The 21,580-nt window shown below is 68.4% G+C and carries 27 protein-coding genes and 1 pseudogene; 11 read left to right on the top strand and 17 right to left on the bottom strand.

Features of this window, described 5'->3' with window-relative positions; translation table 11 throughout:
* Positions 1 to 3 precede the first annotated feature (3 nt).
* Together KBZ13_RS08230 and KBZ13_RS08225 are read right to left on the bottom strand one after the other, a co-directional pair.
* The gene (locus KBZ13_RS08230) at positions 4 to 762 is read right to left on the bottom strand and encodes a response regulator transcription factor (RefSeq protein WP_255008118.1); all 759 of its coding nucleotides are present in this window, start codon (positions 760 to 762) and stop codon (positions 4 to 6) included.
* A 24-nt stretch (positions 763 to 786) separates the two neighbouring features.
* A complete protein-coding gene (locus KBZ13_RS08225) occupies positions 787 to 1,368 on the bottom strand; it encodes a hypothetical protein (RefSeq protein WP_255008116.1) in 582 nt (193 codons plus the stop codon).
* 63 nt (positions 1,369 to 1,431) lie between these two features.
* Here KBZ13_RS08225 and KBZ13_RS08220 point away from each other — a divergent pair, with 63 nt between their 5' ends.
* Entirely contained in the window at positions 1,432 to 2,583 is a 1,152-nt protein-coding gene (locus KBZ13_RS08220) for a cysteine desulfurase family protein (protein WP_255008214.1), read from the top strand.
* Here KBZ13_RS08220 and KBZ13_RS08215 read toward each other — a convergent pair.
* Together KBZ13_RS08215 and rsmH are read right to left on the bottom strand one after the other, a co-directional pair.
* Positions 2,573 to 3,115, bottom strand: coding sequence for a DUF456 family protein (locus KBZ13_RS08215; protein ID WP_255008115.1), 543 nt, complete (start codon positions 3,113 to 3,115; stop codon positions 2,573 to 2,575). The genes KBZ13_RS08220 and KBZ13_RS08215 overlap by 11 nt on opposite strands.
* Positions 3,112 to 4,065, bottom strand: a complete 954-nt coding sequence (gene rsmH / locus KBZ13_RS08210; protein ID WP_255008113.1) for a 16S rRNA (cytosine(1402)-N(4))-methyltransferase RsmH — start codon at positions 4,063 to 4,065, stop codon at positions 3,112 to 3,114. The genes KBZ13_RS08215 and rsmH overlap by 4 nt, the downstream gene beginning before the upstream one ends.
* Before the next feature lie 73 nt (positions 4,066 to 4,138).
* Here rsmH and KBZ13_RS08205 point away from each other — a divergent pair, with 73 nt between their 5' ends.
* The 3 genes from KBZ13_RS08205 to KBZ13_RS08195 all read left to right on the top strand — a co-directional run bounded on the left by KBZ13_RS08205 (position 4,139) and on the right by KBZ13_RS08195 (position 6,597).
* A complete protein-coding gene (locus KBZ13_RS08205; RefSeq protein WP_255008111.1) occupies positions 4,139 to 5,323 on the top strand; it encodes an NAD(P)H-quinone oxidoreductase subunit H in 1,185 nt (394 codons plus the stop codon).
* A gap of 3 nt (positions 5,324 to 5,326) precedes the next feature.
* Positions 5,327 to 5,857: an acyl-CoA thioesterase gene (locus tag KBZ13_RS08200; protein ID WP_255008109.1), complete on the top strand. Its 531-nt coding sequence runs from the start codon at positions 5,327 to 5,329 to the stop codon at positions 5,855 to 5,857.
* A 164-nt stretch (positions 5,858 to 6,021) separates the two neighbouring features.
* Positions 6,022 to 6,597, top strand: coding sequence for an alpha/beta hydrolase (locus tag KBZ13_RS08195; protein ID WP_255008101.1), 576 nt, complete (start codon positions 6,022 to 6,024; stop codon positions 6,595 to 6,597).
* A 25-nt stretch (positions 6,598 to 6,622) separates the two neighbouring features.
* Here KBZ13_RS08195 and KBZ13_RS08190 read toward each other — a convergent pair whose 3' ends face one another.
* The 5 genes from KBZ13_RS08190 to menA all read right to left on the bottom strand — a co-directional run bounded on the left by KBZ13_RS08190 (position 6,623) and on the right by menA (position 10,390).
* On the bottom strand, positions 6,623 to 6,844 hold the full coding sequence (locus KBZ13_RS08190; protein WP_255008099.1) for a hypothetical protein: 222 nt from the start codon (positions 6,842 to 6,844) through the stop codon (positions 6,623 to 6,625).
* A complete protein-coding gene (locus KBZ13_RS08185; protein ID WP_255008097.1) occupies positions 6,835 to 7,113 on the bottom strand; it encodes a TM2 domain-containing protein in 279 nt (92 codons plus the stop codon). The genes KBZ13_RS08190 and KBZ13_RS08185 overlap by 10 nt, the downstream gene beginning before the upstream one ends.
* 78 nt (positions 7,114 to 7,191) lie before the next feature.
* Positions 7,192 to 8,430: an AMP-binding protein gene (locus KBZ13_RS08180; protein WP_255008096.1), complete on the bottom strand. Its 1,239-nt coding sequence runs from the start codon at positions 8,428 to 8,430 to the stop codon at positions 7,192 to 7,194.
* On the bottom strand, positions 8,412 to 9,401 hold the full coding sequence (locus tag KBZ13_RS08175) for an o-succinylbenzoate synthase (protein ID WP_409995630.1): 990 nt from the start codon (positions 9,399 to 9,401) through the stop codon (positions 8,412 to 8,414). The genes KBZ13_RS08180 and KBZ13_RS08175 overlap by 19 nt, the downstream gene beginning before the upstream one ends.
* 5 nt (positions 9,402 to 9,406) lie before the next feature.
* Positions 9,407 to 10,390, bottom strand: coding sequence for a 2-carboxy-1,4-naphthoquinone phytyltransferase (menA, locus tag KBZ13_RS08170; RefSeq protein ID WP_255008094.1), 984 nt, complete (start codon positions 10,388 to 10,390; stop codon positions 9,407 to 9,409).
* Positions 10,391 to 10,468: 78 nt separating this feature from the next.
* On the opposite strand from menA, the gene KBZ13_RS08165 reads away from it, so the two are divergent.
* Positions 10,469 to 11,911 (top strand): isochorismate synthase MenF, encoded by a 1,443-nt coding sequence (locus KBZ13_RS08165; protein ID WP_255008093.1) that lies wholly within the window; start codon positions 10,469 to 10,471, stop codon positions 11,909 to 11,911.
* Here the strand turns inward: KBZ13_RS08165 and gshB are convergent.
* Complete coding sequence (gshB, locus tag KBZ13_RS08160; protein WP_255008091.1) at positions 11,883 to 12,860, bottom strand: glutathione synthase; 978 nt, start codon at positions 12,858 to 12,860, stop codon at positions 11,883 to 11,885. The genes KBZ13_RS08165 and gshB overlap by 29 nt on opposite strands.
* A gap of 2 nt (positions 12,861 to 12,862) precedes the next feature.
* Positions 12,863 to 13,132 carry a glutaredoxin 3 gene (grxC, locus tag KBZ13_RS08155; RefSeq protein WP_255008089.1) on the bottom strand — a complete coding sequence of 90 codons (270 nt, stop codon included), beginning with the start codon at positions 13,130 to 13,132 and terminating at the stop codon, positions 12,863 to 12,865.
* A gap of 90 nt (positions 13,133 to 13,222) precedes the next feature.
* Between grxC and prfB the strand changes: the two genes are divergently transcribed.
* The 5 genes from prfB (at position 13,223) to KBZ13_RS08130 (ending at position 16,268) form a co-directional block, all read left to right on the top strand.
* Positions 13,223 to 14,345 (top strand): peptide chain release factor 2 gene (gene prfB / locus KBZ13_RS08150; RefSeq protein WP_261358922.1). Its coding sequence is split into 2 segments (ribosomal slippage): positions 13,223 to 13,294 and positions 13,296 to 14,345, totalling 1,122 coding nucleotides; the frame shifts between segments, so codons are not numbered across the junction.
* 7 nt (positions 14,346 to 14,352) lie between these two features.
* Entirely contained in the window at positions 14,353 to 14,532 is a 180-nt protein-coding gene (locus KBZ13_RS08145; protein WP_255008085.1) for a DUF3285 domain-containing protein, read from the top strand.
* Positions 14,529 to 15,077, top strand: a complete 549-nt coding sequence (ybeY, locus tag KBZ13_RS08140) for an rRNA maturation RNase YbeY (RefSeq protein WP_255008083.1) — start codon at positions 14,529 to 14,531, stop codon at positions 15,075 to 15,077. Before KBZ13_RS08145 ends, ybeY begins: the two co-directional genes overlap by 4 nt.
* A gap of 52 nt (positions 15,078 to 15,129) precedes the next feature.
* A complete protein-coding gene (locus KBZ13_RS08135; protein ID WP_255008081.1) occupies positions 15,130 to 15,597 on the top strand; it encodes a diacylglycerol kinase family protein in 468 nt (155 codons plus the stop codon).
* 38 nt (positions 15,598 to 15,635) lie between these two features.
* Positions 15,636 to 16,268 (top strand): anthranilate synthase component II, encoded by a 633-nt coding sequence (locus tag KBZ13_RS08130; protein ID WP_255008079.1) that lies wholly within the window; start codon positions 15,636 to 15,638, stop codon positions 16,266 to 16,268.
* 225 nt (positions 16,269 to 16,493) lie between these two features.
* On the opposite strand, the gene KBZ13_RS08125 is transcribed toward KBZ13_RS08130, so the two are convergent.
* Positions 16,494 to 16,931 (bottom strand): hypothetical protein, encoded by a 438-nt coding sequence (locus KBZ13_RS08125; RefSeq protein WP_255008077.1) that lies wholly within the window; start codon positions 16,929 to 16,931, stop codon positions 16,494 to 16,496.
* Between KBZ13_RS08125 and KBZ13_RS15795 the strand changes: the two are divergent.
* Positions 16,881 to 17,279, top strand: a pseudogene (locus tag KBZ13_RS15795) (DUF4347 domain-containing protein); the annotation flags it as partial. The gene KBZ13_RS08125 and the pseudogene KBZ13_RS15795 overlap by 51 nt on opposite strands.
* Here KBZ13_RS15795 and KBZ13_RS08115 read toward each other — a convergent pair.
* The 5 genes from KBZ13_RS08115 to KBZ13_RS08095 form a co-directional block, all read right to left on the bottom strand.
* Positions 17,274 to 17,642, bottom strand: coding sequence for a hypothetical protein (locus KBZ13_RS08115; RefSeq protein ID WP_255008073.1), 369 nt, complete (start codon positions 17,640 to 17,642; stop codon positions 17,274 to 17,276). The pseudogene KBZ13_RS15795 and the gene KBZ13_RS08115 overlap by 6 nt on opposite strands.
* On the bottom strand, positions 17,639 to 17,875 hold the full coding sequence (locus KBZ13_RS08110) for a hypothetical protein (protein ID WP_255008071.1): 237 nt from the start codon (positions 17,873 to 17,875) through the stop codon (positions 17,639 to 17,641). Before KBZ13_RS08110 ends, KBZ13_RS08115 begins: the two co-directional genes overlap by 4 nt.
* A 46-nt stretch (positions 17,876 to 17,921) precedes the next feature.
* A complete protein-coding gene (locus KBZ13_RS08105; RefSeq protein WP_255008070.1) occupies positions 17,922 to 19,211 on the bottom strand; it encodes a hypothetical protein in 1,290 nt (429 codons plus the stop codon).
* Positions 19,212 to 19,895: 684 nt separating this feature from the next.
* Positions 19,896 to 20,927 (bottom strand): hypothetical protein, encoded by a 1,032-nt coding sequence (locus tag KBZ13_RS08100; RefSeq protein ID WP_255008069.1) that lies wholly within the window; start codon positions 20,925 to 20,927, stop codon positions 19,896 to 19,898.
* A 174-nt stretch (positions 20,928 to 21,101) separates the two neighbouring features.
* On the bottom strand, positions 21,102 to 21,236 hold the full coding sequence (locus tag KBZ13_RS08095) for a hypothetical protein (RefSeq protein WP_255008068.1): 135 nt from the start codon (positions 21,234 to 21,236) through the stop codon (positions 21,102 to 21,104).
* Between the last annotated feature and the right edge of the window lie 344 nt (positions 21,237 to 21,580).

Raw genomic sequence — 21,580 nt, 5'->3', positions numbered from 1 at the left:
CTCCTAATCCACCAGGCCGTTTTCGAGGGCGTAGCGCACCAGCTCGGTGCGGCTGGCGGTGCCGGTCTTGATGAACAGGCGGCTGACGTACTTCTCGACGTTGCGGATCGAGGTTTCGAGCCGGCGGGCGATCTCCTTGTTCATCATCCCCTCGGCCACCAGCTGCAGCACGCTGGCCTCCCGGGGCGTGAACTCGTGGTGCACCGGGGCGCCGGCGGCCTTCTTGCTGCCGCCCATCTGCAGCAGGGAGCGGATCTCGGTGATCTGCTTGGCCATCTGGCCGATGTCGGCGTCGGCGTAGCGGGCGGCCTCCGCCAGCAGCCGCTCCTGGCGGCGCACCACATTGCGCACCCGCGCCACCAGCTCATCGGGATCGAAGGGCTTGGGGATGTAGTCGTCGACGCCCGCCTGAAAGCCCTCGATGCGATCGGCGGTCATGCCCTTGGCGGTGAGGAAGATCACCGGTGTGCCCCCGAGGCGCTCATCGGCGCGCAGCTTCTTGAGCAGCCCGTAGCCATCGAGGCGCGGCATCATCACGTCGCTGAGCACCAGATCCGGCAGCTGCTCCTGGGCCAGTGCCCAGCCTTCCTCGCCGTCGACCGCGGTGGTGACCTCGAAGCCCTCGTCCTGCAGGTAGGCCTGCACCGCCGTGCGCAGGCCGGGTTCGTCGTCCACCAGCAGCAATCGGGCGGGGGCGGGGGCCGCCACGGGCACCTGAGCGGGCTCCTGCTCAGGCTCGAGCGGGGGTTGGGGGTGCTGCATGCCCGGGGGATGGGAGATTGAAATCTATCGAGCGGATGGACTGGGCAACAGGGTCTCCTTCTCCTGGAGGTTGCCGTTGTAGCCGAGCCTGAGGGCCAGGGGCCGCAGGGTGGCGGGGTCAGCGCCCGCCTGCTCCGGGAAGCAGGAGATCCACCAGATGCGGTGGTCCTGGAGGTTGAAAGGGGTGATCAGCCCGCCGGGATTGAGCTCCCGCATCACCAGATTGTTGCCGTCGTGGCTGATCCGCATCGGGCCCGAGGGGGCGCAGCGGATCGTCTCGCTGCGGACGCTGACTCTGTTGGGCAGCTCGTACCAGACCTTGATGCGCCGCAGGCTGGGGTCTTTCTCATCGACGGTGACGCCGTAGACCCCCACCACCCGGCGCCCCTCGAGGGTGGGCTTGTCCTGGATGATCACCATCCCCTTGGGCCGTGATTCCTCAGGGCTGCCAATCACGTTCTGAGCGCCGGCCGGCACCAGGCCTCCGAGCGGGATCAGCGCGAGGGCCAGCAGCGCCAGTGGCCGCTGGCCCAGCCGCCGGGCAAGCCGCAGGGCGAGCGTCCTCCTGGAGAACGAAGGCTGCTTGGCCTGGCTGCTCGTGCCCATCGCTCCCACCAACCATCACTTCGATCTTGTCAGCATGGAGGGGTCGTTCGCCGCAAGGCTCCCCTGGCCGCCCCCATCCCTTACCTCGACCACCAGGCCACCACGCCCTGCGATCCCGAGGTGGTGGCCGCGATGGCGCCCTACTGGAGCGAGCAGTTCGCCAACCCCGCCAGCCGCCTGCACCGCCCGGGGCTGACGGCCAGCGCCGCCGTGGAGCAGGCGCGCCGCTCGCTGGCCGCTGGCCTGGGCGTGGAGCCTGAAGAGCTGGTGTTCACCAGTGGCGCCACCGAGGCCAACAACCTGGCCCTCAAAGGGATCGCCGAAGCCCGATCGAGGCAGGGCCGCCACCTGGTGACCGTGGCCACGGAGCACCGGGCCGTGCTCGACACGCTGCGGCATCTGGAATCCCAGGGCTTCGAGCTCACGGTGCTGCCGGTGAACCCCGACGGCCTGCTGGACCTGAACCAGCTGGGGGCGGCCCTGCGCCCCGACACCGTGCTGGTGAGCGTGATGGCCGCCAACAACGAGATCGGCGTGCTCCAGCCCCTGGCGGCGATCGGGGCCCTCTGCCAGTCCAGGGGCATCAGCTTCCACTGCGACGCGGCCCAGGCCATCGGCCACCTGAGCCTCAAGCCCAGGGAGCTGGGCATCGACCTTTTGAGCCTCAGCGGCCACAAGCTCTACGGCCCCAAGGGCATCGGCGCCCTGGTGCTGGTCGGCGGGGTGCGGCCGGCGCCCCAGCAGCACGGCGGCGGCCAGGAGCGGGGCCTGCGGGCCGGCACCCTGGCAGTGCCCTTGATCGTGGGGCTGGCCAAAGCGGCGGAGTTAGCAGAGAGCGACCGGGAGGCGCGCAGCGAGCGCCTGGGGGCCCTGCGAGATCAGCTCTGGGGCGCCCTGGAAGCCCTCGGCGACGTGCGCCTCAACGGCCACCCGAGCCAGCGTCTGGCCCACAACCTCAACGTGACCATCGGCGGGGTGGAGGGGAGCCAGCTGCACGGTGCCCTGCGGCGGCAGCTGGCGGTGAGCGGCGGTTCGGCCTGCAGCACCGGCAGCCCCTCCCACGTGCTGGCCGCCCTGGGGCGCAGCCGTGCCGAGGCGGCCGCCTCGATCCGCTTCGGGCTGGGGCGTGGCACCACCGACGCCGAGATCGATCAGGCCATCGAGGCGGTGGCCGCCACGGTGCGGGAGCTGCGGGGCGAGCTGATCAGACCATGATCCGGCTGATCAGCACGAAACCCACCACCCCCAGCACCGCCAGGATCACCTGGGCGAGGCGGCTCACCAGCATCCCCGCCACCACCGCCAGGCCCACCAGCAGCGAGCGCTTCAAACGCTCCAGGCCGAAGGGCCCCAGCTCGCCCGAGGCACTGAGCAGTTCCCCCAGGGCGGCCCCCAGCAGCGGCCCCACCAGGGCCCCCACCAACGGGCCTCCGATGGGCATGGCCGGCAGCAGCCCCAGCAGCCCCACCACCAGCCCCAGGCCGGCGCCGATGTAAGCCCAGCGGGTGGCCTGCAGCCGCGCCGCCCCCAGCAGCATCCCCAGGGCGTCAGCGCCCCAACCCAATAGCAGGATCAAGCTGGCCAGCGCCAGGGCCGGCCAACCCACGGCCCAGCCCACCGACCAGGTCCACAGGCCCGCCCCCAGGGGCAGCAGGGCCAGGCCCGGCAGCACCGGAAAGAGGGTGCCCGGGATCGCCACCAGCTGGATCAACAGCGCCAGCCACCAGATCACGTCCTGCTGGTTCATGGGCTCGCCTCGAGGGGGCGCCGGGCCACCCGCAGCTTGGCGGAGCGGCTGCGGGGGTTGAGCTCCTGCTCCGCCTCACTCGCCACCAGGGGCTTGCGCGTGATCCGCTCCAAGCGTTCATCACTGAGAAAGGCGGTCTTGACGCGGCGATCTTCCAGCGAATGGAAGCTGATCACCGCCAGCAGGCCGCCGGGCACCAACCAGTCGGGGGCGCGCCTCAGCAGGGTGTCGAGGGCCCCCAGCTCGTCGTTGACGGCGATGCGCAGGGCCTGGAAGGTGCGCGTGGCGGGGTGGATCCGGCCGCGGCGGGCCTTGGGGGGATAGCAACCCGCCACCAGGTAGGCCAGCGCCGCCGTGCCCCGATCGGCCTCAGTGGCAGCCGTGCCGCCCCAGGGCCCCTGCTCCACGATCCGGCGGGCGATGCGCCGTGAGAGCCGCTCCTCCCCGTAGGCGTAGATCAGGTCAGCCAGCTCGCCTTCCGAGAGGCGATCGATCAGCGCGGCGGCGGTCTCGCCGGCCCCCGGATTCATGCGCATGTCCAGGGGACCATCGACGCGAAAGCTGAAGCCCCGCGCCCCCCCATCCAGCTGGGGGCTGCTGACTCCCAGGTCCGCCACCACCCCCAGCAGCGGCGCCGGCGGTGTGAAGGCGGCGAAGTTGCCGGCCACCAGGTTCACGCGATTCCCGAACGGGGCCAGGCGTTCGGCGGCGGCCGCCAGGGCGGCGGGATCCTGGTCGAGGCCGATCAGCCGCAGGCCCGGATGGGCCTCCAGCAGCAGGGCGCTGTGGCCGCCGCCGCCCACGGTGCAGTCGAGCAGCAGGCCGCCGGCGCCCAGGCCGGCGAAGGCCGCCAGCAGCGGCTCCGCCAGCACGGGGATGTGCTCGAAGGCCGCGGCGCCGGGGGGCTCAGAAGCAGCAGGAGCGGCAGCCGTGGGGGGACGTTCAGCCAAACGACAACGAAATGGACCTAAGGAGCGCTGGTCCCTTCCTAAGATCCGACCACTCGATTCCGCCTAAGGCGCCATGACGCAGCTCGAAACGCGCACGGAGCCGATGGTGATCAACTTCGGCCCCCATCACCCCTCCATGCACGGGGTGCTGCGGCTGGTGGTGACCCTCGATGGCGAAGACGTGGTGGACTGCGAGCCGGTGATCGGTTACCTGCACCGCGGCATGGAGAAGATCGCCGAGAACCGCACGAACGTGATGTTCGTGCCCTATGTGAGCCGCTGGGACTACGCGGCGGGGATGTTCAACGAGGCGATCACCGTCAACGCGCCCGAAAAGCTGGCCGACATCCCGGTGCCCAAACGGGCCAGCCACATTCGGGTGCTGATGCTGGAGCTCAACCGCATCGCCAACCACCTGCTCTGGCTCGGCCCCTTCCTGGCGGACGTGGGCGCCCAGACGCCGTTCTTCTACATCTTCCGCGAGCGGGAGATGATCTACGACCTCTGGGAGGCGGCCACGGGCCAGCGGCTGATCAACAACAACTACTTCCGCATCGGCGGGGTGGCGGTGGATCTGCCCTACGGCTGGCTCGACAAGCTGCTCGATTTCTGCGACTGGTTCGGCCCCAAGATCGACGAATACGAAAAGCTGATCACCAACAATCCGATCTTCAAGCGCCGCATCGAGGGCCTCGGGGTCATCAGCCGCGAGATGGCGATCAACTGGAGCCTCTCGGGGCCGATGCTGCGCGCCTCAGGCGTGCCCTGGGACCTGCGCAAGGTGGATCACTACGAGTGCTACGACGACTTCGACTGGGACGTGGCCACTGCCCCCGAGGGCGACTGCTACGCCCGCTACCGGGTGCGGATCCAGGAGATGCGCGAATCGCTCAAGATCCTGCGCCAGGCCGCCGCAGCCATTCCCGGCGGCCCCACCGAGAGCCTGGAGGCGCGGCGAATCACCGAAGGCAAGGGGGGCGAAGCCTTCAGCTTCGATATGCAGTACATCGCCAAGAAAGTGGCCCCCACCTTCAAGATCCCCGGCGGTGAGCTCTACGCCCGGCTCGAGTCAGGCAAGGGCGAACTGGGCGTGTTCATCATGGGCAACGATGATGTGACTCCGTGGCGCTGGAAGATCCGCGCCGCTGATTTCAACAATCTCCAGATCCTGCCCCACATCCTCACCGGGGCCAAGGTGGCGGACATCATGGCGATCCTCGGTTCGATCGACGTGATCATGGGCTCGGTGGATCGCTAAAGGTTGTTCGACAACTTTTTCAAGGATCCCCCCATCCCCGGCCACTGGCTGCACCAGAGCCGCACGGTTCGTTTCGGTGACACCGATGCCGCCGGGGTGATGCACTTTCACCAGCTGCTGCGCTGGTGCCACGAGGCCTATGAGCAGAGCCTGGAGGCCTTCGGACTGAGCTCCGCCGAAATCTTCCCGGGGCCGACCTGGCGCAAGGAGTTGCCTGGCGGGCGGGCCAACCCGGCCGTGGTGCTGCCGATCGTGCACGCCCGTGCCGATTTCCACAGGCCCCTGCTCGCCGGCGATGCCCTGACGATCACCCTGGCCCCGGTGGTCCTGGAGGGAGGCCTCTTCGAGGTGCGCTATCGCTTCGAGGCCGGCGGTTTCGAGGCGGCCAGCGCCCTCACCCGCCACCGGGCGATCGAGGCGGCGACCCGTCAACGCTGCGCGTTTCCGGAGCCGATCGCCCGCTGGCTGAAGGAGTCGAGCGCCGCACAACCTGCTGCTGAGGGCGCTGAGGCGCCTCGGCCGGCCGATTCCTAGGGCCCCACAGCCCGCTCGAGACCCCCCACCCTCCGGGGCGGATGCGCAGGCTCAGGGGGGCGGCCGCAGGATCGCCCATGGGCGGAGTTTGACTGGATTGAGCGGAAATGGTCCGTTAGGGACGAAACAGCGCTAGGCATGGATGCCCCCAGGTTCCATCGTCCATGCGCCGCACCGCCGCGCTCAGCCTCGCCCTGCTGGGCGCCTCCCTGAGCCTGTTGCCCCTGCCCGCCCCCGCTGCCGAGCAGGTGGTGTTCGTGAGCGGCGCCTTCCGGCGCTCAATCCCCGTGGCCGATCTGGAGCACCTGGCCCAAACAGGCGAGGCCCGGGGCCTGCTCGCGGACATGATCCGGCTGGGCCGGCAGAAACCCCAGACCGTGGCCGATCTGCTCAACCGCAGTGTGAGCCTGCCTCTGGTGACCACGAGCCGGCTGCTGGGCACACGCATCGGTGGTGTGGCCCTGGCCCGGGTGGCCCGCATCCTCTATCCCCTGCAGGCCCCCAAGTCCGGGGTGCCGGCCCTGCGGGCCGCGACGGTGCTGGGGATCAACGCCGGTGACGGGAAACTCTCCCCGATCGGCTTCCTGCAGGCCTACCCCACCACCGATCTGGCCGTTAACCTGCCCGCCCTGAAGGCGGCCATCAGCCGCGTCAGCGCCCTCAGCGATGTGGTACGCGTGTTCCTCGAGAGCGACCTGGGCAGCAATCTGGGCAACGATTCCTCCAGCCCCAAGCCCTGAAGCTCAGCCCCCCAGGGGCGCTCGCTCAGCGGCGCAGCACCCAGAGCAGCGTCGCCAGCTGCAGGGGTAGCAGGCTGGCCAGCAGGGCCAGGGGATGAAGGCCATCGGAGATCGTGACCCCGGCCAGGCTGAAGCTCACCAGGGCCGCCACAGCCAGGATCAGCCGCAAGGCAGGGCGCTCGGCCCGGCGATCGGAGGGACGGGCCGACGGGCCCGCCACGCTGGTGGTGGCGCGGCTCAGAACCACTCTTTCTTGCCGTCGATGTAGAGGGCCTTGAACTCCTCGGGTGTTTTGGTGAGGTAGATGATCCCCTCGATCAGGCCGATGACACCGAAGACAAAGCTGGCGAAACCGCAGGTGACCACACCTCCGACCACCGAACCCACCGCCATGATCACGCCGGGGGTGGTGTAACCCAGCACGAATTTGTGAACGCCGAAGGCCCCCAGAAAGATGCCCAGCAGTCCGGCGGCGAGCTTCTTGTTGCTGACCTCGGTGAGATCGCTATCGGTCATCGGGGTACGGCAGACCCCCCGCTTCTAGCCGAACCATTCGGCCCTGTCATGCGGCCGTCACTGAGTGACGTCGGCGGATCAGGACGTCGGCGTGGCCTCCTGGAGCCACCGCAGCCAGCGCCCCCGCTCCCATTTCCCGATGGCATTCGGGGCCAGCTGCGGGCAGGGGAACCACTGGCGGGGCCGCTGGGCGGGGGACAGGGCCGCCGCGGCCGTCTCCAACGCCGCCACCAGCGCGGATCCATCGGCGCCGCCCTGGGCCCGCACCAACGCCACCAGCCGCTGACCCCAGAGCGGGTCGCGCTGCCCCAGCACCAGGACCGCCTGCAGAGGAAGGCCCGCCTCGGCGGCCAGGTCCCGCAGCCGCCGCTCCACCTCCTCGGGGAACACCGTCTCACCGCCACTGCTGAGCGCCCCATCCAACCGGCCCAGCAGCTCCAGCCCCGCTGCGCTCAGTCGGGCCCCGTCGCCGCTGCTCCACCAGCCCCCCGGCGCCTCCAAGGGCTGAAAGCTCCCGGCCTCAAAGGCCCCGGGGCTGAGGCTGGTGGCCTTCACCTGCAGGGCACCGCTCGCCGGCTCGAGGCGCAGCTGGGCATGGGCCAGGGGATGACCGCAGCCCCATTCGCCTGCCAGGAAACGCTCGGGCGAAAGGGCGGTGACCATCGCCCCGGTCTCCGTGCTGCCGTAGCAAGGGGCCAGGCGCACCCCTGCCCGCCGCGCCGCGGCCGCCAGTTCCGGCGCCAGGGCCGCCCCGCCGATCCAGATCAGAGCGAACCCCTGCAGCCAGTTGATCCCGGCGGGATCGGCCAGCAGCCGCTGCAGCTGGGTGGGCACCAGCGACAGCAGCGCTGGCCCAGCGTCGGAGGAAGGTGCCCATTCAACGAGCGCTGCTGGCTCGCGCATCCAGGCGGGCTCCAGCCAGCGCAACGTCGCTCCCCAGCGGCGGGCGCGCACCAGGGGCATCAGGCCGCTGATGTGGTGCAGGGGCAGGGGGTTGAACAGGGTGGTCGCTGCCGGATCGATCCCCTGGAGCTGCAGCCACAGGCCCGACGCCACCGCCGCCCGCTCCAGCCCAGCCAGGGGCTGCACACACCAGCGCCTTCGGCCGCTGCTGCCGCCGCTGGCGATCACCACGCCCGGCCCCCAGGGGGAGGGGGTCTCCAGGCGCTCGGGCAGGGCCGCCGCCAGCTCGCCCTGGTCCTGCGGCGAGGCCAGACCCACCAGGGCCCCTTCGGCCCAGAGCGATTCCAGTGCTGCGGCCGTGGCCGCTGCATCGGCGCCGGTGCCCAGGCGGCTGATCACATCGCCGCCTCCCACACCCGCTCCGGATCGCTCTCGAACAACGGCCCGCCTGGGCACCAGCCTGGAGCCAGCCCAGGGGCCGTGGGCGTGGGGCCCAGGGCCTGCAGGGCCGCCAGGTGGGCCACCAAGCGCTGGCCGAGGCCGGTTTCCAAGGCCGTGCTGATCATCCGACGGGATGCCCCCTGGCGCAGCTCCAGCCAGAGGGGGCGCGGATCGCCTTCAAAAGCGGGGCGGCGCACCTGCCAACCGTTCCAGGTCGTGCGGAGCTCGGGGAAAGTCCGCAGGGATTCATCAAGGGCCACCGGCACCGCGGCCGCCAGTTCCAGCAGGCCGTCCTGGTCGCTGGGGGCCAGGGGCTGCTCCAGCCATTCCAGCCGCGCTTCCCCCGCCAGCCGCTGGGCCCAGGCGAAGGCCGTCGGGCGGTCCCAACCGCCGTTGGCATCAAGCCGCAGCCGGGCCGTGGCGGGCAGGCGCTGCAGCAGACGCTCCAGCCACTGCCGCTCCCGGCCGTCGGCCCCTGCGGCCACCTTCCATTTGACGGTGAGGGGCGAAGGCGATTTCAGCGCAAGGACCTGCTCCAGTGAGTCCAGCATCGCCGCACCGGCCGGCAGCAGCACGGCCGAGGCGGGCGCGGCCAGCCAGCCGCCTGCGCCGCCATCAACGGCGGGCCAGCCATCGAGTTCCGCCAGGGCTGAGCCCAAGGCGAAGGCCAGGGCCAACGGCAGTCCTGGCAGGGCGAGCTCCAGGTCGGAGCGCTCGATCGTCTCCCCCAGCCCCCGGATCGCCGCCGCCAGGTCGGGTCCAGCCGGGCTCCCCCCAGCAGGCACCGCCCCCTCGGCGTTCAGCGGCGCCGCCTCCCCCCAACCCAATGCGACACCGGCGCCCTCCATCCGCAGCAGCCAGCCCCGCTTGCGCTCCAGCGCCCCATGGGCCGTAACCATCGCCCGGGGCAGCTCGAAGACGAACGGGCGCCAGGCCAGGACCAGGCGGCTCACCGCAGGGCGGCCAGGGCGGGCCCGATCGCCAGGCCCAGGGCCAGCCCCAGGCCGTTGAGGGCCTGGAAGCGCAGGGCCAGGAACTTGCTGGCATGGATCTTCTCCGGCACCCGGTGGTGCTCCCGCAGCAGGCCGATCAAGGCCGTGCCCGCCGGCAGACCCGCGCCCCCCAGCAGGGCCGTGAGCGGCCACTGGCCCACCAGCACCGGCGCCCACTGAAAGGCCAGGGTGCCGGCCACGAACCAGGGCACCAGCGCCGCGGCGCGGCCGGTGCCCAGACGCACCACCGGCGAGCGCTTGCCGTGGGCCGCGTCCTCCTGCACCTGGTGGAAATGGGAGCAGAACAACACCAGGGTGGTGGCCAGGGCCGGGCCGCTGCCGAGCTCGATTGCCGCCCCCCAGGGCACCCCCACCAGGGCCCCTGCCGGCGCCAGGGCCAGCAGGGCGGCAGCCGTGGCCAGGGGCCCGAAGGCGAGCCAGCAGAGGGGCTCCCCCAGCCCCCGGTAGCCCAGGCGCAGGGGTGGCCCCTGGTAGGCGTAGCCGATGCCGCAGCAGGCCAGCACCAGCACCAGCACGGCGGGGTTGCTGCGCAGGGCCACCAGGGCGATCAAGGCCAGGCCCGCCACCAGGGCGCCGTTGGCGATCCAGGCCACCCGGTCGCGGCGGCCGGTGAGGTTCACCACCGAATGCGGTTTGCCGTGGCGGTCCACGCCGGTGTCGGCATCGAACACATCGTTGGCCAGGTTTTCCCAGGCCAGCAGCAGCACCGCCCCCAGCAGGAATCCCAGCAGTTGATCCAGCCGCAACGCCTGACCCTGACCGAGCCACCAACCGGCCGCCAGCAGCACCGGCATCACCGCCACCGAGTACATCGGCCACTTGATCGCCGCCTTCCAGAGGCGCCGGCGATCGGGCGCCGGCGAGCCCCCAGCCGGCTCCCCGGAGGCGTAACGGCTTGCGACGACCTGGGGCTCGGACATGGCGGCCGGCGGCGGACGGCGCGGGAAGGCCCATACATTTGAGCAGCTTCCACGGCCCTTCCCCCCATCCCGTAACCGGTGCAGGCCAGCCCCTCCTTCCTTGAACTGCTGGCGGCGGCGGCCCACGGGGCGCGGCAGCTGGAAGACGAGGGCGTTCTCAGCCTGGCGCTGCCCCTGGCCGAGCCCAGGGACAACCACCGTCACGATCCGCTGGCCCTGCTGCCCCACCTGGGCGACGGGCAGGGGTTCCGCTTCCTCTGGGATGGGGCCCCGGGGCTGTGCCTGGCCGCCAGCGGTAAAACCAACCACCTGGAACTGAGTGGGCCCCGGCGCTTCGAGCTCGCCCAGCGTTTCAGCGCCCTCAGCCTCAGCCGCCTGGCGGCCCTGCCCCAGGGCTGCCCTCCCCTGGCCAGGCCGCGGGTGCTGCTGGCCTTCTCCTTCTTTGACAGCCCCCTGCAGGAGGGAACGGGCGTGCCGGGGGTGCAGGCGGTGCTGCCCCGCTGGCAACTGAGCCGCCAGGGGCGGCACTGCTGGCTGCGGCTCCAGCGCAGCCTCGGCGGCGAGGTCACCGCCCGCTCCGTGGCCGAGGAGCTCTGGGAGGAGGCCCAGCGGCTCTCCACCCTGCCGAGCGATCCCGAGGCCCACGGCGAAGCGGCCCTCGGCCCCGGTGTGATCCACCGCTCCAGCTGGCAAGCGGGCTACCGGGGCGCCGTGAAACAGGCCCTCGGGCTCGTGGAGGACGGTGAGCTGCGCAAGCTGGTGCTGGCGGTGCGCCAGGACCTGGAGCTGGACCAACCCCTCGATCCCCTGCGGCTGCTGTCTCACCTGCGCCGGCGTCAGCCCGGCAGTTGCCGCTTCCTGTGGCAGCTGCGGCCTGGCGAGGCCCTGATCGGCGCCTCCCCCGAGCGGCTGCTGGCGGTGCGCCAGGGCCAGCTGCGCAGCGATGCGTTGGCGGGCACGGCACCGATCGGAGCCCCCTCAGGTCAGCTCATCGGCTCGATCAAGGACCTCCATGAGCACGAGCTGGTGGTGGAGGCGATCACCCAGGTGCTGACGGAGAACGGCTTGCGGCCCCGGCGGCCCCGCCACCCACGCCTGGCCCGCCACGGCCAGCTGCTGCATCTGCACACCCCGATCACCGCCGATCTCGACGGCCAGCAGCCCCTGGCCCTCGCCGCCGCCCTGCACCCCACCCCGGCGGTGGCGGGCCTGCCCCGGCGGGAGGCCATGGCCTGGCTGCGCAGCCTGGAACCGTTCGAGCGCGGGCACTACGCCGCCCCGATCGGCTGGATTGACAGCGAAGGGGACGCCGAACTGCGGGTGGCGATCCGGAGCGGCACCCTGCGGGGCCGGCGCCTGGAACTCACCGCCGGCGCCGGCCTGGTGCGGGGCTCGGAGACGGAACGGGAACTGCAGGAGGTGGCCCTGAAGCTGGGAGTGCTGCAGCAGCAGCTCTGCCTGCCTGACAGCCATCTGCCCAAGACCTTGCCCCTCAGCCCGCCAGCAGCCGCTCCATGGTGAGATCGGCCAGGGGCACACCCCCGAGCCGCTCCACCTCCCGCACCCCCGTGGGGCTGGTGACGTTGATCTCACTGAGGCGATCGCCGATCACGTCGATGCCCACGAAGAAAAGGCCCTCGCTGCGCAGGGCCGGCGCCAGCTCGGCGCAGATCTGACGTTCCCGCTCGCTCAGTTCCGTGGCCTCGGCGGCGCCCCCCACCGCCAGGTTGCTGCGGAACTCCCCGTCAGCGGGCCGGCGGTTGATCGCGCCGAGGGGTTCGCCGTCCACCAGCAGGATGCGCTTGTCGCCCGCGGTGACGGCGGCCAGAAAGGCCTGGGCCATCACGGGCATCGCCTGTTGCTGGGTCACCAGCTCCAGCAGCGCCCGCAGCCCGGGGGCGTCCGCCGCCGTGCGCACCACCCCCTGGCCGGCGCGGCCCCCGAGGGGCTTGAGCACCACCTCCCCCTGCTCGGCGGCGAAGGCCGCCAGCTGCTCCACCTGGGCGCTCACCAGGGTGGGCGCCATCAAATGGCTGTAGCGCAAGGCACCAAGTTTCTCGTTCCAGCTGCGCAGAGCCGCGGGATGGTTGAGCACACGGACCCCCTTGAACGCCGCCAGCTCCAGCAGGTGGGTGGCATAGAGGTAGGCCTCATCCACGGGCGGATCCTTGCGCATCCACACCCTGGGGAAGTGGGTGAGCGGCAACCAGACGGGCTCCCCGAGGCTGTACCAGGGTTCGGGCAGCTCCCAGCCGCCGCTGGTGGGCCGGATGTCCGCCAGGGTGATCAGCTGGGCGCGCACCAGGGGTTCATGCCCCGGCTCCAGCCCCTTGACGGAAAGTTCCGCCGGGGTGGCCACCCAGACCTGCTGAGCGGCCCGCTGGGCCGCCTGCATCAGGGCGACGCTGGAGTCTTTGGTGGGGCGCAGACGCTGGATCGGATCCAGTACGAACAGTTGGGGCTCCGCCACGGTCAGGCGAGCAGGGCGTCGAGCTGGCCGGAGCGCTCGAGGGCGAACAGGTCGTCGCAGCCGCCCACGTGGGTGCCGTCGATGAAGGTCTGGGGCACGCTGCGACGGCCGCCGGCGCGCTGGGCCATGGCCTCGCGGGCGGCGTGATCGCCATCGATCGCGAACTCGGTGTAGGCCACCCCCTTGCGATCCAGCAGCGCCTTGGCGCGGACGCAGAACGGGCAGGCCCGCCAGGTGTAGATCTCAACCTTGTTCGCCGTGCCCACCGCCATTGCGTTGCCGTGCCGATTGGTATGGATCCTAAGAACCACCCCTGCGCCGCACTGGTACGGTCGACCACACCGAACCCCCGAACGCCGGTGCTGGATCTCACCGACTTCAAACGCGATCTCTCCGAGCTCACTGACCGCCTGGGCCATGCCCAGGACTGTCTTTGACGTACCGGCCCTGAACGCTCGCCAGCGCGACCTCGAGCAGCTGGCCTCGCAACCCGGTTTCTGGGACGACCAGCAGCAGGCGCAGAAACAGATGCGTCTGCTGGATGAAGTCAAGGCCCAGCTGGAGCAGCTGCACCAGTGGCAGACCCTGATCGATGACGGCCAGGCCACCCTTGAGCTCTACGCGCTCGAAGCCGACGACGACCTGCTCGCCGAGGCCCATGGCGGCCTCTTGAGCCTTAAGGCGGCCTTGGATCGCTGGGAACTGGAGCGGCTCCTGAGCGGCCCCTATGACAAGGAGGGCGCCGTGATCTCGATCAACGCCGGCGCCGGCGGCACCGACGCCCAGGACTGGGCGCTGATGCTGATGCGGATGTACACCCGCTGGGCCGAGGACCACGGCATGACGGTGAGCGTGGATGAACTCTCCGAGGGGGAGGAGGCGGGGATCAAGAGCTGCACGATCGAGATCGATGGCCGCTACGCCTACGGCTACCTGCGCAACGAGAAGGGCACCCACCGGCTGGTGCGGATCTCGCCGTTCAACGCCAACGACAAGCGTCAGACCAGCTTCGCCGGTGTGGAGGTGATGCCCAAGCTGGAGCAGGAGGTCAAGCTCAACATCCCCGACAAGGACCTGGAGGTCACCACCTCCCGCTCCGGCGGCGCCGGCGGCCAGAACGTCAACAAGGTGGAAACAGCCGTGCGCATCCTGCACATCCCCACCGGGCTGGCGGTGCGCTGCACCCAGGAGCGCTCCCAGCTGCAGAACAAGGAGAAGGCGATGGCGCTGTTGATGGCCAAGCTGCTGGTGATCGCCCAGGAGCAGCGCGCCGGAGAGATCGCCGACATCCGCGGCGACATCGTCGAGGCGGCCTGGGGCAATCAGATCCGCAACTACGTGTTCCACCCGTATCAGATGGTCAAGGATCTGCGCACGGCTCAGGAGACCACCGATGTGCAAGGGGTGATGGACGGCGATCTCGATCCGTTCATCCAGGCCCTGCTGCGCCAGGGTGTGGAGGTTGCGGCGGATGTGGCTGCCTGAATGACCCATGCCTGATCCCACCAGCCCTACCCCGGCGACACCACCCCCCAGCTTCGTGAAGCTGGCCATGCGCAACATGGTGCGCAAGGGGCGCCAGAGCCTGCTGCACTTCGGCCTCACCGCAGTGGGGCTGGTGGGCTTCCTGCTGCTGTTGGCCTGGCTGGGGCGCCCGATTGTGCCCCAATGACCCTGCCCGATCTCGATCTCGCTTTCTCCGTCGAGGGCGTGCTGGCGCCGGAGCTGCTGAGCGCCGCCGGTTCCCTGGCCGACCCGCTGGAGGGGGCCGAGCGCTGGCATGCCCTGATCGGCGACTGGCTGGCCCAGTTGGGCGCTGAATTGGCCGAACACGTGCAAGCCCCCGCCTACAGCCTGGGGTTGCAACTGGTGGACGATGCCGCCATCGCCGAGCTCAATGCCGATTGGCGCCAGCACAGCGGCCCCACCGACGTGCTGGCCTTCGCCGCCTTGGACGAGGCGCTCGAAGACGCTCCGCCGATGCCCCTGCCCCTGGGGATGGACGACGACGAGCCGGGGCGCGAAGCGCTGGAACTGGGGGACATCGTGATTTCCCTGGAAACCGCCGAACGCCAGGCCCTCGAACACGGTCACTCACTGGATCAGGAACTGCGCTTCCTCGCCAGCCACGGGCTTCTGCACCTGCTGGGCTGGGACCACCCGGACGAGCCCAGCCTGGCGGCGATGCTGGAGCGTCAGCAACTGCTCACAGACTGAGCTGGTTATCGGCGGTATGGTTCGTGCCAGGAGGCTTGAGGCCCTGCGCCGAATGACCACCCTGATGCCACCCGAACCCGTCACGACACTCCCCGCTCAACGCCCCGACGTCCACCGCCGCGGACGCAGCCTGAGGGTCGGGGCCTGGCGGGTGGCCGGCGATCTGCCCGCCAGCTTCCGCTACGCCGCCCAGGGCCTGGCCTACGGCTTCGCCAGCCAGCGCAACTTCCGCATCCATGTGATCACCGGATTGCTGGTTTTTCTGCTGGGCCTCTGGCTGGGCCTGAGCACGGAACGGCTGGCGGTGCTGGTGCTCACCGTGGCGGCGGTGCTGGTGCTGGAGCTGCTCAACACCGCCACCGAAGCGGTGGTGGATCTGGCCATCGGCCGCCAGTTCCATCCCCTGGCCCGCATCGCCAAGGATTGCGCCGCTGCCGCCGTGCTGGTGGCGTCGCTCGCCTCGATGCTGATCGCCCTGCTGCTGCTGATTCCGCCGCTCTGGGTCCGGCTCGGCCTTTGAATGGATCCAGTTGAGGGCCGCTCGGCCCACGAGGTTTGATGCTGCTGGTGCTCGACAACTACGACAGCTTCACCTTCAACCTGGTGCAGTACCTCGGCGAGCTGGCGGCGGAGCATCCGATCGCGGCCGAGCTGCGGGTGGAGCGCAATGACGCCCTCAACGTCGAGGCGATCCGGGAGCTGCAGCCCGAGGCGATCCTGATTTCACCGGGTCCCGGCGATCCAGACCAGGCGGGGGTCTGCCTGGAGGTGCTGCGGCAATTGGGGCCGACCGTGCCGATCCTGGGGGTGTGCCTGGGCCACCAGTGCCTCGCCCAGGTTTTCGGCGGCAAGGTGGTGAGGGCCAGCGAGTTGATGCACGGCAAGACCTCGCCCGTGCGCCATGGGGGCGAGGGAGTGTTCGAGGGACTGCCCGATCCGCTCACCGCCACCCGCTACCACAGCCTGATTGCCGAACGCGCCAGCCTCCCCGACTGCCTGGAGGTGACCGGCTGGCTGGAGGACGGCACGATCATGGGCCTGCGGCACCGGCAGCACCTCCACCTGCAGGGCGTGCAGTTCCACCCTGAAAGCGTGCTCACCGAAGGCGGCCATCGGCTGCTGGGCAACTTCCTGCGCCAAGCAGCCTCCATCAACCCTCCAACCACAGCCGCGACCGGATCGCCGGCCTGAACCCAACCGGGGCATCGCTTCGGCACGCCCGACCCGGGGATCGAACGCCGAAACCCAGGGCAACTGAAGGCTTAGAAGAGAGTGAGATCTAAAGGAGGACCGGCGTTTTCGAGGATGAGGCCCCGAAGAAAGCCGTAGGGTGAGAGGCGATTGTTCAGCGATTCAGCAGTTCACCCGGTGGACAAGTGTCCATTGAGCGCTACTGACGATCCCTAGGGCCACATCTCAGGCCTTGTTACGCCACAAAACAGAGACGCAGGCCCCATGGAATTCGCCGATCAGGCCCTGAATCTTCAGTCCGATCGCCTGAACCCGGGAGACATCGTTCCACTCGAACCGTGGAGCACGGGCAGCGAAACAGGCTTGCTGCTGCCCTTGCTGGAGGCCAGCACGCAGGGGCAACTCAACGATCCAGTGTTCCTGCTGCAGGAGGCGCCACCACCCAACCCTGATCAGAGCTGGCCGGCCCTGGTCGACCATCCCATCTTGATCAGTGGCTTGGAGCAAGGCTCCTACAGCCTGAGCGTCGCCCCAGCGGCCAGCGGAGACTGGCTGACGGATTCTTCCGCGCCGCAGAGCAGCCCAGCCCTGCCTGGACGGCAACTGATCTTCGTGGATGGTGGGCTGAGCGATGCCCATGACCTGGTTGGGCAGATCCAGCAAACAGCCGATCCATCAACCACGGTCGTCACCCTGCTGGATCCCCAGCAAAATGGCCTGGCTCAAATCTCCGCCGCGCTCGCGGGTCAGAGCAATCTGGCCGCGATTCACATCCTCGGCCACGGCAGCAGTGGAGTGCTGCAACTCGGCAGCAAGCTCCTCAGTCAAAGCGACCTGGAAGCCCAGGCAGAACTCCTCAGCGGCTGGGGTTCAGCTCTGCAGGAAACAGGCGACATCCTGCTCTATGGCTGTGATGCCGGCTACGGCACGGCTGGCTTCGCGTTCGCCTCAACCCTGGCGCGGCTCACCGGAGCGGATGTGGCGGCCTCTGTGGATGCCACGGGATCAGCAGCCCTGGGCGGCAACTGGTTTCTGGAAAGCCAGGTGGGCACCATCGAAACCACGGCCCTCTCTCCCGATTATCAGGACCTGCTGGCGGTTGAACCGTGGCTCGGCATCAGCAACGCGCTCGCTTCTGTGGTGAACAGGCTCGATGGCATCGGCATCGGACTGCCGGTCGATGCCTCTTCCGCGCTGGCAGGTGATGGCCCCCTGGGCATTCTCACGGCGCTGCGGGATGCCCTGGCCAGCGCAACCGGCGATGGCGCTGTTGTCGCCTCCAGCCTGAACATGGAGCTCAATGGCCTGATCGGCACCAGCGACGTCACCTATGTGACCTGGGCAGCCAACACCCTGAGCCTGAATCTGGATCAAACGGTCACCGATTCTCTCGATCTCACCCTCGGAGAGGGCAGCCCGATCACGGTGGCGGGCTCTCTCGATGCCTCGATCGCCCTGGGGGCGAGCGCAACCTTCACCCTCAATGCTGGCGGCACAGCGCTCCAGTCCTGGAGCCTGAACCTGTCGCTGTCCGACATCGATGTCGACGTCAGCTCCCTCACCCTGGCGGGGGATCTGGGCCTGGCCAGCTTCGAGGCCAGCGCCATCAGCCTCGCGATCGACCCTGGGCTGACCCTCAGCCTCACCACAGGCTCATCGCAGGCCTCCGGCCCGATCACGGTCGACTTCAGCGATGTGAACGATCCGTTGGATCCAGGCCCTGATGTTGACGACCTGACCTTCAGTGCCTCGATCCAGATCGCCTCGGCCCTGGGAGAGTTCCCCACCCAGAGCCTGACCCTGGCCTGGCAGGACATCGAGAGCACCGACTCGATCCAGGTCTCCGGCAGCGCCGTCACCACCGCCCTCGATCTGATTCATGACCTGGCGGGTTCGCTGCAGGACGGGCTGAACGAGCTGGGTACCAAGGCCCAGGAGCTCGCGGATTCCGTCCTCGGCAATGACATCTTCTCGGACGACACTCCGCTGCCGTTGGTGGGTGGCACCCTCAAGGACCTGCTCGATCTGCGCTCGATCATCGATGGGGTGATCGGCGCGGGTTCTGCCGTGGTCGACTACCTGGCCGTCCGCGATCTCACCACCACCACGCTCAGCTTCGACACCAGCATTGGCGATGTTCTGGTCCTCACGGATGGGAAGGAAGTCCATCTGATTGAAGACACGGCCAGCGCCGAGGACATCGAGCGCATCCTTGGCTTCTTCAACAGCATTGGCCAGGGCAAAGCGCGGGTGGTTGAAGTCAGTGGCGCCGACGCGACAACCAGGGAATTCCGCATCGGAGCCCAGGGCACCCTCAGCAGCCTGCCCACCCTCAGCATCGCCTCGATCCAGGCCGCCACCCTCGTTGACGGCGAGCCATCGAACTCGAAAACGCTGACCCTCGCGGCCACGGGCGATGTGGTGGCCCTCCGATTGGGGAGCGGAGCCGAAGCCGAATACGCCGTTGTGGACGCAACGGCCACGGCGGAAGCCTTCGCCGCGGCGATCGCCGAACTCAGCTCCATCGGCGCCGGCAATGTGGCAGTCGTCGAGACCACCACCACCGGCGCAAGAAGCTTCACGATCACGCTCTCCGGTACGGCCACCACTCAACTGTCCGGTCTGGCCGTGGTCGCTCAGCCCTTGACCACAGCCTCCATCGCTGGAGCCAGTTACAGCGAACTGACCGGTCTGAGCTTCAGCGAGATCGAAGACTCCCTGCCGTCGTTCGATGCCCTCAGCTCCGTTCTGGCCGAGCGCATCGAGACCAGCCTCGCTGATTTCCTCTCTGGAACATTGGGAGTCAGCGTTGATGTGGGTCTTGATCAGGATGGGCTCACGTTCACGTTGGCCCCCACACGATTCGGTGTGGAGGATCAGCTCTCCTTTGATCTGGGTGCCGATCTCGCAGCTGCGGGCATCACCCTCGACACCAGTCTGCAAGCCGACGTGGAAGCCGACGTGGAAGCCTGGCTTGACATCGGTCTCACCTTTGGCCTGGATCTATCGCGCTTGGCGATTGATGTTGCCACGATCAGCTCAGGTTCCCCAACATTCGATGGAACCACCTACACCCTGTCGATTCAGAACCCAACAGGCACTTACGTCATCACTGATGGCAACGAGTTGACCGAGTTGTCAACCCAGCTCAGCGCCAGCCAGATTGAAGAAGCCCTAGCGGCCTGGAGTTCGATTGGCGGTGACAACATTGTAGTCACTGCGGTTGGAGAAGATTTCGAGATTCTGATCAAGCCAGGCGCCACAATCCCGGGCGGTCTGCAGATCGCGCCGCAAACCCCCAGCGCTTCTGATTTCTTCATTCAGTTTGACCAGATCAATGCCCACGCCGCCATTGATGTCCTGGGAACTGCGGATCTAGCAGCGGATCTGGCCGGGGCGACGGGAACCCTGGCGGCAACGGTGGATGCCAGCCTGGTGGTGGATGTCGCTGTGGTGATCACCAACAACGACAACGTTGCCGTGCTCAGCGCTGCCGCGGGGACAGCCGACACCTACACACTCACCCTCACAGGTGTTGCCGGACAGTACGAGATCGCCGTGGGCCAGATCTCTCTGGTGCTGGATAGCTCGCTCACCGATGATCCCGATACAGCTGCCGCTGCCGAATCACTGGAAGCGGCTCTCAATGCGGGGCTCGACCTTGGCGCCCGCAGCTTCGTGGTGGAGGCGAGCGGCGCCAACACGTTCACGATCAGCTTCAGCTCGCCACCGGCCTTCGTTGCTGCCTCCGGCACCACGGTCAGCGGAACCCTGCTCACGCTGAATCCGGCAGCGGGCGCCTGGTCCATCTCCCTCGATGGAACGACCATTGCCCTGCTGGGAACCAACGGCTCCCCGCCCAGTGCCGAACAGATCGCCACCATCCTCAACGCCGATCCAACCGTTGAGAACTGGGGCGGAGCGGTGGTGCTGGATGCCCTCGATGCCGCACCATCGCTGACCAGCGGCAATGCTGAACAGGCCACCCTCAATGGTGACAAGCTCAGTGTCCTGGTCAGCGCAGGCACCTACACACTCACCGTAGGCACAACAAATGTAAGCCTGGCCTACGACGCGACCGACGCGGCCCTCACGACGGCCCTTAATGCGCTTGCCACCAACGGCACCTATGAAGTCGAGCTGATCTCCGCAACGGTGCAACCAGCTGTCTTCCGCATCACCTTCATCGGCAACTTCATCCCGGACAGCTACGACATCCGGTTCGCACAGGCTCCTGCTCTGACCCTTGACAACACGGCCGTTCCACGACGTATCAACTACGCCGATCTCGGAGCGCTGCGCATCGACGTCGCGGCTGAGTCCGATCTGGATCTGGCCATCACTGGCACCGGCAGCATCAGCACCAGCGACAACTTCCTCAACTTCTCCGGCAGCTTTGATGTTGCGGCCAGCAATATAGACATCTTCAATCTGTCCGCCCCGCTGCTGTATGCCATCAGCTTTGAGGGCGTGCTGACCATGGACAACTACTTCCGCATCTCTGGAGAGCTGAACTTTGCCCAACAGCAAGGTCCGCTCACCTTCAGTGATGGCAGGGTGGTGGATGATGCCATCTACAGCGTTCTCAGCGGCAACAACATTGATGTCTTTGCCGGCTACCTGGACCCAACGGCAGATGGCAACGATGGTGATAGCCAAGGAATCAGGATCGAAGACATTGCCTTCACACTGGTTACCTACAAAGACGGGATAGGAGCTGATGCCACCAACGCCGACTTCCGTGCCCTCAAATCCACCGGCGGCAGTGCGGAACTGGTGGGCGTCGAGGGTGTGCAGGTCGCGCTGACAGATTTCAGCCTGGAGGTCAACACATCAACGGCGGCTGGATCGCTGGTGCTCGACTTCAATCCAGGAGGCAGCCAGAGCGGCAGCGAAGTGTTCTCGCTCGTCGATGACGCAACTCCCAGTTCCACCGAAACCATCAGCATCGACTTCGATGGCGATCAAGGAAAACTGTTCGGCGCTTCCGGCACCCTGACGCTACAGATCCTCGCCTATCTGATGGCCGAAGCCACCTTCACACTCAAGCGACGCAGCCTGACCCTCAGCGGTGGCTCAGCGCCGGAAGGTGAGTTCGACCTGGTCACCTTTGAGCTGGAGAACGTCTTCGCCTACGCAGGAACCGGCGTGATCGATGTCGCCGGTAGCGAAGGATTAGGGGCAGATGGCCGCTTCAGCCAGGACGATCTCGACGCCATCGATGAGGATCCCAGCCTCTACGACGGCACCGGATTCGCCGTGGCCGATGGTCGTCTGGGCCTGGCGATGCTGCAGGGTGCAGAAGCTGCGAG

The organism is Cyanobium sp. ATX 6F1 (assembly GCF_024346315.1).
Classification (GTDB): domain Bacteria; phylum Cyanobacteriota; class Cyanobacteriia; order PCC-6307; family Cyanobiaceae; genus ATX-6F1.
The sequence above is the reverse complement of the archived record's forward strand: the minus strand, read 5'-3'. Positions and strand labels throughout refer to the sequence as shown.

Bases quoted from the DNA above. Each gene is read 5' to 3' on its own strand.
- menA (WP_255008094.1), bottom strand. From the start codon at position 10,390: ATGTCCGAGCCCCAGGTCGTCGCAAGCCGTTACGCCTCCGGGGAGCCG.
- KBZ13_RS08230 (WP_255008118.1), bottom strand. From the start codon at position 762: ATGCAGCACCCCCAACCCCCGCTCGAGCCTGAGCAGGAGCCCGCTCAG.
- KBZ13_RS08110 (WP_255008071.1), bottom strand. From the start codon at position 17,875: ATGGCGCTGGCCTCGAAGCTGGCCAGGCCCAGATCCCCCGCCAGGGTG.
- KBZ13_RS08130 (WP_255008079.1), top strand. From the start codon at position 15,636: ATGCTGCTGGTGCTCGACAACTACGACAGCTTCACCTTCAACCTGGTG.
- KBZ13_RS08205 (WP_255008111.1), top strand. From the start codon at position 4,139: ATGACGCAGCTCGAAACGCGCACGGAGCCGATGGTGATCAACTTCGGC.
- KBZ13_RS08135 (WP_255008081.1), top strand. From the start codon at position 15,130: ATGACCACCCTGATGCCACCCGAACCCGTCACGACACTCCCCGCTCAA.
- KBZ13_RS08195 (WP_255008101.1), top strand. From the start codon at position 6,022: ATGCGCCGCACCGCCGCGCTCAGCCTCGCCCTGCTGGGCGCCTCCCTG.
- KBZ13_RS08215 (WP_255008115.1), bottom strand. From the start codon at position 3,115: ATGAACCAGCAGGACGTGATCTGGTGGCTGGCGCTGTTGATCCAGCTG.
- KBZ13_RS08225 (WP_255008116.1), bottom strand. From the start codon at position 1,368: ATGGGCACGAGCAGCCAGGCCAAGCAGCCTTCGTTCTCCAGGAGGACG.
- ybeY (WP_255008083.1), top strand. From the start codon at position 14,529: ATGACCCTGCCCGATCTCGATCTCGCTTTCTCCGTCGAGGGCGTGCTG.
- KBZ13_RS08145 (WP_255008085.1), top strand. From the start codon at position 14,353: ATGCCTGATCCCACCAGCCCTACCCCGGCGACACCACCCCCCAGCTTC.
- KBZ13_RS08185 (WP_255008097.1), bottom strand. From the start codon at position 7,113: ATGACCGATAGCGATCTCACCGAGGTCAGCAACAAGAAGCTCGCCGCC.
- grxC (WP_255008089.1), bottom strand. From the start codon at position 13,132: ATGGCGGTGGGCACGGCGAACAAGGTTGAGATCTACACCTGGCGGGCC.